At 57.3% G+C, this 12,788-nt stretch carries 14 protein-coding genes; 1 reads left to right on the top strand and 13 read right to left on the bottom strand.

The window, feature by feature from the left end:
• From ACEW8N_RS09705 to ACEW8N_RS09690, 4 genes are all read right to left on the bottom strand, one after another.
• Window positions 1-328, bottom strand: a 328-nt coding sequence (locus ACEW8N_RS09705) for a hypothetical protein (protein ID WP_373499613.1), incomplete at its 3' end; no start/stop codon positions are given.
• A complete protein-coding gene (locus tag ACEW8N_RS09700; protein WP_373499612.1) occupies window positions 315-1,220 on the bottom strand; it encodes a tyrosine-type recombinase/integrase in 906 nt (301 codons plus the stop codon). The genes ACEW8N_RS09700 and ACEW8N_RS09705, both read right to left, overlap by 14 nt.
• On the bottom strand, window positions 1,213-1,632 hold the full coding sequence (locus ACEW8N_RS09695; RefSeq protein ID WP_373499611.1) for a hypothetical protein: 420 nt from the start codon (window positions 1,630-1,632) through the stop codon (window positions 1,213-1,215). Before ACEW8N_RS09695 ends, ACEW8N_RS09700 begins: the two co-directional genes overlap by 8 nt.
• Before the next feature lie 78 nt (window positions 1,633-1,710).
• Entirely contained in the window at window positions 1,711-2,154 is a 444-nt protein-coding gene (locus ACEW8N_RS09690) for a hypothetical protein (RefSeq protein WP_373499610.1), read from the bottom strand.
• Window positions 2,155-2,300: 146 nt separating this feature from the next.
• Here ACEW8N_RS09690 and ACEW8N_RS09685 point away from each other — a divergent pair, with 146 nt between their 5' ends.
• Window positions 2,301-2,711 carry a hypothetical protein gene (locus tag ACEW8N_RS09685; protein ID WP_373499609.1) on the top strand — a complete coding sequence of 137 codons (411 nt, stop codon included), beginning with the start codon at window positions 2,301-2,303 and terminating at the stop codon, window positions 2,709-2,711.
• A 411-nt stretch (window positions 2,712-3,122) separates the two neighbouring features.
• Here the strand turns inward: ACEW8N_RS09685 and ACEW8N_RS09680 are convergent, their stop codons facing one another.
• The 9 genes from ACEW8N_RS09680 to ACEW8N_RS09640 all read right to left on the bottom strand — a co-directional run.
• A complete protein-coding gene (locus tag ACEW8N_RS09680) occupies window positions 3,123-5,504 on the bottom strand; it encodes a tetratricopeptide repeat protein (protein WP_373499608.1) in 2,382 nt (793 codons plus the stop codon).
• Window positions 5,505-5,632: 128 nt separating this feature from the next.
• The gene (locus ACEW8N_RS09675) at window positions 5,633-5,854 is read right to left on the bottom strand and encodes a hypothetical protein (protein ID WP_373499607.1); all 222 of its coding nucleotides are present in this window, start codon (window positions 5,852-5,854) and stop codon (window positions 5,633-5,635) included.
• Between the two features lie 433 nt (window positions 5,855-6,287).
• Window positions 6,288-7,202, bottom strand: coding sequence for a transporter (locus ACEW8N_RS09670; protein ID WP_373499606.1), 915 nt, complete (start codon window positions 7,200-7,202; stop codon window positions 6,288-6,290).
• Window positions 7,203-7,630: 428 nt separating this feature from the next.
• Window positions 7,631-7,858: a hypothetical protein gene (locus ACEW8N_RS09665; protein ID WP_373499605.1), complete on the bottom strand. Its 228-nt coding sequence runs from the start codon at window positions 7,856-7,858 to the stop codon at window positions 7,631-7,633.
• Window positions 7,859-8,250: 392 nt separating this feature from the next.
• Window positions 8,251-9,249, bottom strand: coding sequence for a transporter (locus ACEW8N_RS09660; RefSeq protein ID WP_373499604.1), 999 nt, complete (start codon window positions 9,247-9,249; stop codon window positions 8,251-8,253).
• Between the two features lie 82 nt (window positions 9,250-9,331).
• Window positions 9,332-11,242: an arylsulfatase gene (locus ACEW8N_RS09655; RefSeq protein WP_373499603.1), complete on the bottom strand. Its 1,911-nt coding sequence runs from the start codon at window positions 11,240-11,242 to the stop codon at window positions 9,332-9,334.
• A 105-nt stretch (window positions 11,243-11,347) separates the two neighbouring features.
• The gene (locus ACEW8N_RS09650; protein ID WP_373499602.1) at window positions 11,348-12,166 is read right to left on the bottom strand and encodes a hypothetical protein; all 819 of its coding nucleotides are present in this window, start codon (window positions 12,164-12,166) and stop codon (window positions 11,348-11,350) included.
• Window positions 12,167-12,194: 28 nt separating this feature from the next.
• Window positions 12,195-12,392 (bottom strand): hypothetical protein, encoded by a 198-nt coding sequence (locus ACEW8N_RS09645; RefSeq protein WP_373499601.1) that lies wholly within the window; start codon window positions 12,390-12,392, stop codon window positions 12,195-12,197.
• A gap of 46 nt (window positions 12,393-12,438) precedes the next feature.
• Window positions 12,439-12,788 (bottom strand): hypothetical protein (locus ACEW8N_RS09640; RefSeq protein WP_373499600.1); only part of this gene is annotated, 350 nt, incomplete at its 5' end.

Genomic DNA, 12,788 nt, shown 5'->3' with positions numbered 1-12,788 from the left:
ACACAAAAGGGATAAAAGCCTGCTGGGGTAGGCAAGGTAAGTCCTGTAACGGGTTGCATTGATTCCCATGCGTTCGTTTCAGATATTCAAAGAAGCATCGAACCGCATAAAGGACTCCGTTTACCGAAGCTGGGGCCAGTTGGAGATCTTCTCTGAATTTCAGATAAAATAGTGGCTGCCAGAAAACTGTGGGATCTGGCTGTTGCTTGATATACCGATCAAAGACCAACAGCGATGTTCTGATGTTTCTCAGATCGTACCCCAGTCCCTTTCGATAAGCCAAAAAGGCTTCCAGTTCTCGGGCCAAAAAACTTTCAAAGGATTTCATCAAACAGTACCTTTCGCATCAAGGCGGTGTGTATGCTAAGATATTTCCTGGTGGACTCGATACTGTCATGTCCAAGCATTTCTTTGATTTCAAAAAGTGTTGCGTCCGCCTCCAGCAGATTCTGAGCATAGGTGTGTCGCAGCCAATAGGGGGTGGCGTCGATGCCGGCGTTGCATAGGGCACGGGTGAGATATCGGCCGACAAGAGCGGCGTCAATGGGGTTGTAGGGGGTGACGAGCAAAACAAAAAGGAAGCGATGTTCGACTTTCGGCCGCGCCCCGACAATATAGGCCGTGATGGCCTTGAGCGTGCTTTCGGGTATCGGCAGCTGCAAGGGACGATTGTTTTTTCGATGCCTCAGAATCAGCTGCGCTTTTGAAAAAGAGATGTCGTCGAGCGTGATTTGGCTGATCTCACAGGGCCGCAGGCCTAAAAAGAACGCCAGATGAACCATGGCATAGGTGCGGAGTTCACAGTGGGTTGAATACGGCAAATGATCGAACAGCTGCCGGATCTCATGGGGCCGTAGAAACTTCGGCGGCTTGGCCTTGGCGAACATCGGGGGGCCAACAACCAGTTCGGCCAAATCCTGGGGCAACAGATTGCGTTCATGGTAAAGGTAACGCAGAAAACACCGCAGGTAGGATCGATACAATTGCCGGGTGCTTGGAGCGTAAGGGGTTTTAAATGCCGCCAGGAAGGCGTCGACATGTTCAATTTTTAGATCCGACAGTTGGATTTGGGATACATCGAGATAATCACTAAATGCCCTTATGACTTTTTGGATTCCCCGTTTTTGCACACGGCCACTTTGGCGGGTATTCTTAAAGTAGGCGAGATACTCCCGACAGATTTGGGCCATATTCGGCGGATTGTGTCGCTGTCTACCCATCGGATGGCCCCTTGAATACATGCTTGAAAATATTCCCGACAGACTCTATGGACTGCATGTGTCCAGGACTGTGTCGGGCGCAGGTGGGTGTTTTTTTGGTGGCTTGCCTTGGAAGTGAAAGCACCTGGTATATCGTGCCGTCAAAGGCGATCAGGTCTTTTTCCATCAAACTGTCACGGGCATGAATATATTGATCCAGGCTCATTTGCAGCAGGGTGCATATTTTATCGTAGCTGTAGAAACTGAGCCCATTGCGATCGCCGACCAATACCAGAAAAAAATAGAGCAGAAGTTCGTGCGGATTTAGTGAACCTAAAAAACCCCCGGTAAGAAAACGATGCGGGATAAAGCTGAATCCACCACCATCAATCTTTCGTACACGCTCGGATCTCAGTATCTTCTTTTTGATCATGACCGACTCCTTTACTTTTTCGCTGATGACATATTTAGCAAACTGCGGCGTCATCCGCTAACGAGTCGACCTTTGCAATCATCGATAAGGATTTGAGATGTCGAATATATTGACTTTTAACGCGTCCACATTTGCAATCACCGGCACCAGGTAAAATTGTCCAAGCAGTCTGTTTTTATTGAATATCGACGCGTCTACCTTTGCAATCAAGCCATCCTTGGCATTCGGGTGCTGGCTGCGGCGTCTCCGGCGATTGCGAACCGTCTGTAAAAGGCGATTGCGCTCAACGTACTCCGGATGCCCGCTGCGATAGTCTTTCCAATAGCCAGGGTTTGCTTTTGCCCACTTCTGGTTGGCCAGCTTATGGTTGTACCGATAATCTGGATCAGTTTGTATTTTGTTGCGCTTCCAGGCAGCTTTGCGGGCACGTCGGCAGGGTGGCTTCAGGCAATATACCTGAGCCTTATGCCGGGGACTGGGAGTGAAAAAGTCACCACAGTGACAACAAGGAATTTGCTCCATAGTCACCCCTCTATTTAAAATCACGAATTAGAGGAATGATATAAAAATGTTACATATCTTGAAAGGAATTAGATGGCGGGAATGAAATTACTCGTAACATAACCAAACTGGCAGCATAAGGTTCACAATGGTTGAGAGGTGGCTTTTTGAAGAAACATGACGGCAAGTGGGTCCTCGAGACCAACGACGACACCATCAGTCTGGAAGACGCCGCCTGCGGCTACAAGGGTCTGATGGTCATCGAACGCTGCTTCCGTTCCCTCAAACGGACTCAGATCAAGATGATGCCCATGTACCACTGGGCATCCCGGCGAATCGAGGCCCACGTCAAAATCTGCGGCCTGGCACTCCTGATCGAACGCGTCGCCGAGCTGGCCTGCGGCAAGCCCTGGCACCAGATTCAGGCGGCGCTGGACGAACTCCAGATCACGGAATTTTTCAATTTGAATTTCCGTGTGCTTATGCGCAACGAGTTGCCCGCCTCAACCATCAACATCCTTAAATTGTTAAAGATCACCCCGCCGAAGCAGGTCGTCGAGCTGGAAAAACTGGTCTGAAAACCCCCGATTTTGTAGACACACGCTGAATCGCGTTCAGTCGCGCGGATGCCCGTGCGTCAAGCCCTCGCGCGATTTTGTGTGTTTACAAGAATTAAAACCAAGCAGGAGATCAGGAACCCCGCAAGGGGGATGGCGGCAAGGCGGATGTCGATGAGTGCAAGGACCAGGGCTGCGAGAATCGCCGCGATCCCGGTTTTCTCGGCGGGGGAGAGGGGGTGCGGCATGTTCATCCATGATCCAGATCGTGGGCCTCTCCGCCTTCCGGCCTCGGGAAAGCGGGCGCCGCGGGGCTCGCCACGATCCACACCGATTCCCGGTTTCCCCCGGACGGCCCTGAAAAGTCCACCCGGAACCCTTGGCCGGCGATCATTTCAAGGAGTGGATCGAGAGTTGGAACCTTCCTCCTGTTCAGTCTGAGATCGTCCCATGTCCTCCAGCCTTGAACCTGTCCAACACCGCTTTGATGCGGGAAAGGTCTTCAGGGTTGAGGAGATGGTTTTCGACGGCGCTCGTGTACACCGCCACCGCCCTCTCGGGATCGCCCAATTGGATGTAGATGTCGGCCAGCAGGAGGTAGCCGTCGGCAAAATCGGGCCGGCGGGCAATCAAACCCATGAGCGCGGCCGCAGCCGCTTTGCTTTCCCCGTTCATATGTTGATAATAGGCATAGGTCCAGGTATAACGAGGCTCCAGGGGGCGCAGTTCCGCAGCCCGGCGGCAGAAACCGAGGGCCTCGGTGAGCCGCTTTTTTCCACCCAGAAGGATGCATAAATTGTAAGCCGCCGGCGCCATCCGGGGATCGGTTTCGAGCGCCCGGCGAAGATGCCGCTCACCCAGTGCCGGATCGTTCTGTTCGACCTTCAGCAGCCCCATGTTGAAGTTCGCCTCCGCGTTGTCCGGTTCGAGAGACAGCGCTTTTCTCAGCGCCTCATCGGCCCCGGCGTTGTCCCCCAGGCGGGCACGGGCAATGGAAAGATTCACCCATGGCGGCACCTCCGATGGGTCGAACCGGATGGCGGTTTCGTAGGCCGCGATGGCCGAGGGATGCTCCTGCCGGTCGAGGTGGTAGTTGCCCAGGTTGTAATGCGAGGTCCACTCGTCCGGCCGGGCGGTGATCGACGCCAGGTACTCTTCGGTCGCTTTTTTCAGTTCGGCGATAAACGGCTCCTCCAAGAGAACATCCGGAATCCCCGAAAGTGCCTGGGCGGCCCGAACGCGGACCAGGCGCCGGCCGTCCGAAGCCGCCGCCGCCAATGCCTGGACACCGGCCGCGGAAGGCATCAGGCCCAGGGATGTCGCAGCAGAGGAGCGGATGAGGGGTGAAGGATCTTTTATGGCCTCAAGGAGAACGGGCCCGATGCGCTCATCGTCGCTCGCACGCAGCAGCCGGAGCATTGAATTGGCGAAGATTTCGTTTCTGTTCCCGGCCGTGATTCCTTCCAGCATCTCCGGCAGCCGCTTCCAGTCTCGCCTGCGGGCGGCCTCGATCAGTCCCGCCTCATACAGAACCGGCGCCTGGTAATCGCGTGGGCGCCACCGTCGAACCCACTGGTCCGCCCACTGCGCGGTCTTGTCTGCGTGGCAGTTGTTGCAGGCGTTGGGTGACTTGAATGCGATGGTGGCGGCCGGCGCCGGGGGGCGCATCGAATGGTCGCTGCGGCGCATTCGTGCAAACCAGGTTGCCGGCATGTGGCAGGAGACGCAATGGCTGCCCGGGCTGTCCATTTTGTGATGCGTGTGGGCCGTGGGATTGCCGACATGATTCTGGTGGCAGGGCAGGCATGCCTCATTGGCCTTCTCGGCGGCCTTGAAGCGATACCGGCCGCTCGATGTGTGGCAGGTGATGCAGTTTATCTCGCTCTCGGCTGCACAAGGGCTCATCCGCCAGGTGGCGAAGGTGTAGTTTTCACCGAGGTCGCGGCCGTCGGGATAAAAATCCGGACTCTCGAGCGTGACAGGGTCGAAATGGTCAAAAAAGCCCTCGCCGGCGACATACCCGGCGCTGATGGGGGATGCCTTGGCATGGCAGGAGGAGCAGGCTTCGTTGTGCTGCGCGGAGGTGAACTTTTTGACGCTGATAATCTTGGGGTCCGCCGGTGAAGGCGCCCCCTCGGGCAGGGACTGGAAGAGTCGGTTGTGGGCCTCCGAAGGGCCGTGGCACGTCTCGCAATTGATGCCCGGCTCCCGCCAGACGGTCGCATAGGTATCGGTTTTGAGGTCGTAGTTGGTTGACAACTGGCTCACATGGCAGTTGAAACAGGCCGTGTTAAAGGTATAGCGCCAATCTTTCCAGTCAACAGGGTTTTCGGCTTCAGGCGACCGGTCAGGAAAGTGGCGGATGCCGCTGGCGGCCGTATCAAACCACTCCTTTTGATTCACGTCGTAGGCGATCGGCAGGGTCTGCAGGCGTCCTTTCTCCATCAATGTTAAGAAGTAGTAGACGTTTTTCCCGCCGAGCACATGTTCGATCCTGTAACGCCTCCGGCTGTCGACCCCGATTTCCTGAACCCAGCCTTCATTCCCGGAAAGTTCGACACGGTAGCGTTTATCTCCAACGGCAATCTCGTCCCTCTGGGGGCTTAGTTTGGCTGAGGCCAGCTCCCGGGTGTAGGGCTGCATGGCAAGACCATGAAAGGAAGTCGACCAGAGCTGGTAAAACCGCTCGTGGCAAGCCATGCAGCTTCGGGAGCCGGCATAGCCCTCGGTGGTGCTGTGGGACGTTGCAAGTGCATCGGGGACCGGCATCATGAGAAAGGCCAGCATGCCGGCTGACCGGACAATTTTGTGCATGAAGCGTTTTTTTCCCATTTTAAGCCTCTTCGCGAGGGGTTCCCGGTGCTTTCCCGGATTCCGCAGTTTCACGGGTCCGGGTCCAGATCGTCCTCATCTGCGGCAGGTGGTCCTTCGTTCCCTGCAGCTCATTGACCCAGTCGGTCGACAGGGTCAGTCCGGTACTGAGCTGCAGATGTCGTCGCGGCCACTGCGCGCGCTGCCTTTCGAGGGCCGCCAAGCGACGGCTGCCCCATGAGCGTGATATAGGTACCCGTAAAATCCAGGTCGATCTGCCTGCTGATCCCGGGAAGGGCTTGCCGGATCTTTTCGATCCCGGGGTTGAATGCCAATTTTATAGAGAAGGTCATCAGCAGGCTCAGGACCTCCGCGAAACGGGTTGCGACCTCCGGTGGCGGAATGTGCCTCAGCCGTCGTCGGCGCGTCGGCAGGCGCGGGTGAAGGGGGGCCTGGGCGAAAGACGCGCCGGCGGATGCCGCCAGGAAGATGATGAGCACAAGCCTGACGGGTTGCAGGTATTTTTGTTGCCTTTAAAACGGCAGGCTTAATTTGTAACCAATAGAATTGAATGGATATGCACTTGACTCTGCTGCCACGATACAGACTTCCAGATAAAGATTTTGGCTGCGTTATCGCAAGTCGACGTATGATCTACACGCCTTCCTTCCTCTGCATTGCCAAAATCATTATCTGAAAGTCTATAGATTGTAAATGTTTCAGAATGGAAAATCGTGCAGCGCATCATGCGGTTGGGGGCAGCTATTTCGGGATTCTCAGCGGGCATTACAACCCACGGCCCCAGCGGTATTGCCAGATAAGCCCAAACAGCGTGTAATCGCTACCCGTATTGGTGTGTACGCCGGCGCTCCCGAAAAGCTTGATCGAGTTGTTCCGGTTCACGGGCAACGCAACTGTGGCACCCATTCGCGAATTACTCCCCAAATCATCGCTCCGCACGCCGTCTATGGCGGTTCGCCCACCGTAGTCATAAGTTCCGCTCAATGCAGCCCAGACGCCACGGCCAATGTTGTATGTGACGTGCACCTGAGTAGAGCTTACGGGATCCTGTTCGAGCGTCTTGCCGCCCAGAAAGTCGTCATTGTCGCTGAAAAAAAACACGCCGGTGGAAAGTTCTACCGAAAGTGGCCCCCACGCCTTGGAGATGCCGATATCCGGCTTGACAAACCAGCGGTGATTGCCAAGGTTCACCAGCTTGTCATCATCGTACTGTCCCAATGGCGCGGATACCTGAATGCTGGCTCCGACGATGAAATGTTGCCGGTAATCAGCAAATTCCTGGAGCGACAGCGCGGGGGCGCCATAGAAATTGTACGAGAAACGGAAGCGAGGGTCGTTTAACCCGGAGACATCACGTTCTACCGTTTGTCCTGCAAATGTAGCGTTTCCAGACAGTTGGGCATACGGCAGGATCACATCGATCTTTCCTGATTTGCCCCATACGTCCAGCGACCGTGCGTAAGCCAGGACACCGTAATGAATCTGGAGCTGGGCGTCCTTGATCGGCGACGACGCTGTCGTTGACAAACTGCCATCCGAAAAGGAATAGCCCGTGAGCAGAAAATTGATCCCGACCGGCGTATTGACATAGGCTCTGGGCTCGATCTCGCCGGCATGTGACTGCATGGCCCCGAACAAGAGCGCAATGACGGCCGGCAACGCGCCTGAATGTCTGGTCACACCCCGACAGGCTCTCAGGATGGGCCGAGCGATAGCGGTATGAAGAAAACACCATTCCCATCTATTCCAATACAAACTCAACATTACAATTTTCCCTGTGATGACTGATGCCAGGCGGCTTTTTGCCGTCGCCCTTGCTGCCTTGTTGGGTAGAAATTCGGGAATACTTCTTCAATAATATGATTTTTTGCGTCCTTTATCAATCATTCGAATGCGCCGACCGGTTCATGAATGCACGGCACAGGCCGGCTTTGCCCCCTTCGGGGCAAGCGCCACCACCCCTGCCGCTGGGAGCATTACCTGATTCTTACCTATAGCTGTTGGTGCAACCATTTTTTGTTAATGAGACACACTCTCCACCTATGATTTGGTATTTCTGGCCGGCAATAAAGAGAAAAATACCATTATTGAACCGCAAACAGTATCCGTCAAGAAATAGGTAATGCTCCCAAGCTCTTGGCAGAATCCCAGGGCGTATCCTCCGGTTCGTTCCGGAATTCCCGGTAGGCCCGCTCGACGTTCAGATAGATGCGTGCCAGGGCGCGCCACGAACCGTATGGTCCGAAATCGAGCCGCTTGGAAGCCTCCAGAGAGGTCAGCCCCTGCTCAAAGCAGTGCTTGGATTCATCGTGCAGGTATTCGAGGTACGACTTCATCTCCATCACCTCTTCGATCCTGCAAACCGGTCCGTGTCCGGAGACGATGACTTTCGGCTTGAGCGAGATGATGAGATCGAGAATCTTGAGCCATTTGGCGTATGTGCCGGCCCAGCCCATGGGGGTGAACAGGCGGAAACGTGCCCGTGGGGCAGGTCCGACTGGGTGTCGATGACCACGCCGCCATCGGGATTGATGAATTCCGAGTTGGCATTGCACACGCTGTTCTTTTCGCAAAGGACCGCAAAGCAGCTTTCGCTTACTTGCTGCAGTTTCATATGTTCCCAATATCATTCCAAGGATCTGATTTCATTGGCCACCTTTGCACATCCTTCCATTTTTACGCATACTTGGGCGATCATTGCCGGCCCGATCCCGGCAGGATTGCCCTGCTATTCGTCCTTCAGCCGTCGCGAGCCTTCTATGAGTTTATGCCAACCATACACGAACGAGACCATGAAATTGTCCATGCGAAGGTCATCGGGAGCGTCGTCGTTAATGGTGGACTTGTAGCTGACCGTGAGGCTGAGGTTGTCGTTGATCTGGTATCCGAGGGTGAGTCCAAGGCCTGCGTCGTTGAGCTTCTCCCCCGGGATGTCGTTGATGCTCGATTCTCCGCCGCTGTACCAGGTCCCGTCGACCGACCCCCAGAGGTGCTCGGTGAAGTCCCGGGTCAAGTGCGCATCCAGTTGGAACAATGGATCGGTCTCCATCGTCTGCCCGACATAGTCGTCGTTGTCTCCGAACCACCACACAACAGGCAGAAATTCCAGGGTCGTTCGCCGTCCCGGCACCCAGGAACCGAGCTGCCAGATGATCGGCATGCCCAGGCGCCCATACCAGCGGTTCTGCCCGATATTGAGGGCCTGGTCGTCATCATACTCGCCAATCGGCACCATGAAATCAACGAGCAGGTCGACAGAAAAGCCCGGCTCATAGCGCAGGGCATCGGGGATGTTCATTTGCGCCGGTGGGCCAAAGAGATTGATGACGAACTCCAGCGTCGGGTCACCGAACCCCTGTGCCGATTGGCTGAATGCCACTCCTGCCACCGTGGTATCGCCGGAGATTCGGCCCATGGGCAGGATGATGGCAGCCATGCTCGCGCGATCAAACAGCGGAAAAAATTTTGCATATCCCATCATGGCCAAGGTGGCGTCGATATCCGCATCCGCCGATACGCTATGGGCCGGATCGAACGGATTCGTGTTGCCGCTCACCGACTCGACAATAAGCGGCACCGCATTGGCGCCCGACAGCGTCTTCCAGTAGAAGCGCGCCGGAAGCTGGGCGTGAGACTGCGGCGGGCAGAGCGTGCCGGCAAGGAACAGCGTTGCAGCGATCACCCATAACCAGGCACCCTTTTTCCTGTGGTATTTTTTGATCTTCATGGAATTTCACTCCTTTTTTAAAAAGAATCTCCCGGCAGCACGCTGAGGGGATTTATCCCGTGAAATAGCGGATCGCCGCTGCTCACGGCTTGGGATCGGCCATCATCTCCCGGGGGGGCACAAACTGCTTTTTATAGATCAACGGGGGGTAGCCCGACTCGACCGGGACCCGCATCGGCAGCTGGTCCTCCAGGGTCTCAAATACCGAGCGACTCGGCAGGATCACGTTGTTGGTCTCGACATAGTCGTCCCAGAGCGCCGTCAACGCCTTCACCTTGCCGGGATTCTGTGCGGCGACATCCTCGCGCTCGGCGGCATCCTTTGCGACGTTGAACAGTTCCCATTTGCCCTTGCCGTAGGGCTTGAACTGCCAGCGCAGCTTCCACTCGCCCTGCCGAACCGCGCGGTTGCCGAAGAGCTCCCACGCGAGATAGTCCTGGTCGGTCCGCACGGAGTCCGCCTGTCCGGCCAGCAGCGGGCTCCAGGACTTGCCGATCAGCCGGGGAAGTTCGCGTCCTTCGTGAGTCTTCGGATAGCTTGCACCAGCGATGTCGAGCAGTGTCGGCATGATGTCGGCCACGTGCAGCAGCCCGTGGTTGATGCTGCCCTTGGTCCGATTGACCGCCGGACCGCTGACGATCAGCGCATTGCGGATCCCGCCTTCGGCGAGCCAGCCCTTGTACTGGCTGAAAGGCGTCATCGACACCTGCGCCCACATCGGGCCGTAGCCGACGTACGAGCCCGGATCGCCCCACGCGTTGGGATGGGTCTGAGACCAGTTGATGGCCGCGAAGAGGAAGTCACGCGACCCGGGTGAACCGGCGATCATTTTGAAGAGATCGGTCCCTTCGGCACCATTGTCGCCAAAGACAATGAAGACCGTCTTCTCGTACTCGCCGATTTTCTTGAGGTGGTCGATGAGCCGGCCGACATGGAAGTCGAGGTTCTCCACCATGCCGGCGTAAAGTTCCATCTTCTTGCCGAGGATGGCCCGGGGTGCCGGGGCGAGCACGAGCGGGTCGGGCAGGAACCACATGCGTTCGGCGAGCTGTGTGTCCGGGTGCAGAATGCCGAGTTCGATCTGGCGCTGCAGCCGCTCCTGCCGCAGTGCGTCCCAGCCCCTGTCGTACTCGCCGACATGACGATTGCGCCATTCCTTCGGCAGATGATAGGGATCATGCGGCGCCTGGTGGGCGACGTAGGCGAAGAAAGGCTTGCCGTCGCCGTGATTGGCGTCGATGAATTCGATCATTTTGTCGGTGTAGGTCTTGGTTGCGTAGTAGTCCTTTGGAAGCTGCGTCTGATAACGCCCGTCTTCGGTGAAGACGGACCGTGGCGACGCGGCTGTGAAATTCGCCATGTCCCAGTAGCTGCCCGCCCCGTCGAGCAGCGAGAAGTCGCGCTCGAATCCGCGCGCGGCCGGGATCTGCTCAGGCGCCTTGCCCAGGTGCCACTTGCCGACCATGTAGGTGTGATAGCCGGCATCCTTTAGCAATTGCGGCAGCGTCGCCACCTGATGATTGAGGTAGCCCTCGTAGCCGGGAACCTCCCGCTGGTTGGGGGCCGTCCACTCGTCCATGTTGCCCAGGCCGTTCTGGTGCGTATCGACGCCGCTAAGCAGCAGGGATCGCGTGGGCGAGCAACTCGCGTGGGTGTAAAAGTTGGTGAACCGCACGCCGTCGTTCGCCAGCGAGTCTAGGTTCGGTGTTTTGATCTCGCTTCCGAAGGCGCCCATGTCGGCAAACCCCAGGTCGTCGCCGAGGATGACGACAATGTTCGGCCGGCGGGGGGAGGTCGCCGCCAGGGCGGCGGCAGGCACAACGCACGCGGCAAACATTGCGGCGACAGCCAGAAGACCCGCCAACCGGCGTGCCGACTTGCGGCTCTGCGCCTTCATGCCCGGGAGGTCAGTGTCTCCATCGCCCCTGCGATTCGGCCGGCAAGACATCGCCTGTGGGCGAGGTGTTCCGAATTGAGTCAAGCTCTTTCCCATTGTTGTGCTCCTTTCAAGGTCGGGAAACCAACATCTCATTATGCCCCCGGCTTGGCAAGCATGAATGTGCACCTGGCCGGCAGCCCAAGGGGCCGTGTGTTCATCCTATTTGGGAAACAGAAATGTCAGTTGTGCCCTGAAGCCCCAACCTTCTGGGCCGTCATCCGGCGCATCGACCCAGTATTTCGCGCCCAGGGTCAGTTGCATGATCTGCGGGCCGATCTTGAGCATTTGCGCCACCTGGGGAATCACCGGCACCGACCACTGTTCGTTTTCCCAGTCATACGTGGATTCCGAGGCCACGCCGATGGTTGTCTTCGTCTTGCTGAAGACATAGCTCACGAAGGGCTGCATATAGGTGGCGTTGATATCGGCCCGGTCGTCGTCACCGGCCACGGACCAGATGTGGTTGGCCAGGATGCCGACTGTCCACGGCCCTGTCTGCTTGAGCGCCACCGCCGTCGGCCCGAGCCCCCACTGGTCGCCGCCGAGTGCGTCGTCGGTGGCCGTCGGCAGCAGTTCGACCGGTCCCACGCCCCAGATCCAGCCGCCGGCGGTCGGCGATGTCGGGGAAAAGAACTGGCTGGCGATAATGTCGCCGAGACCCGACTCGTTCATCGATGAGATGGGGAAATCCTGCCGATCGATGAGCGGCACGATGGTTCGCGTGATCAGATTCCAGTCTTCGCTGAGCGAGAACGGGATGACCGGCTGGATGTTCAGGACGTGGGCTGCGGCGCCGTCATTCGCCCCGCCGTATTCGTCGTAGTTGTACTGCAGCGGCACGCTGATCAGGGAAGCAACCGGGTTTGCCAGCTTCTTGGCCAGTTCCGCCGCCTGATCGTCCTGTGCCCTGGCCGGAGTCGCCGGCAGCCAGGCCACCATCGCCAGAAAAAAAATCCATCCATAACGTTTCATCGACATTTGCATCTCCTCGGATCGGTCTATTCTCTCAATGGGACGTTCCGGCCTGTTTGATCCGTTCCAGGCCATCAACGCCGGCCGCTTCGGAAAATATGACTTCCGGGGGGCGGCGCGAATATTCCCTGCTCTTTTCATTCCACGTTTCCTGCCTTGATATTTCATTGAGCAGCCCATAGGCATCCTTGATTGCCATGAGTGCTGCATCTCGGACGGATTTGGTTCCCATCTGTTTTGCTTTTTCCCAGGCCGGACTTCGCCCGACAGTCCCTTGTCTAAAAGACCTGTGTGAGGGCGGCGCTCTTGGAGGCGATTGCCGACATCAAATCGATCCAGGATTTGACAAGCGCCGCCGCCGCTTCGTTCTGGAGCCGGCCGGCCAGGGCATCGATGTCAACGCCGGCCCGGCCGAATCCTGCCAGCACGGCCTCGCAGTCCCCGCCGGCCGAAGGCATCCCGGCGCCCAAATCGCCGTGATCCGCCAGCGCCTTCAACGCTCCCTCGGACAAGGTGATCACCGTGAAGGGCGAAGTGAGTGCTCCAATGTACGGGACATCGGAAGGCGCGTGATCTTCGGGTTCCGCGGCGGCCAACACAAGGCGCTGCGGCCGGGCGCCGGCATCGC

The organism is Desulfococcus sp. (assembly GCF_041737845.1).
GTDB lineage: Bacteria > Desulfobacterota > Desulfobacteria > Desulfobacterales > Desulfococcaceae > Desulfococcus.
The sequence above is the reverse complement of the archived record's forward strand: the minus strand, read 5'-3'. Positions and strand labels throughout refer to the sequence as shown.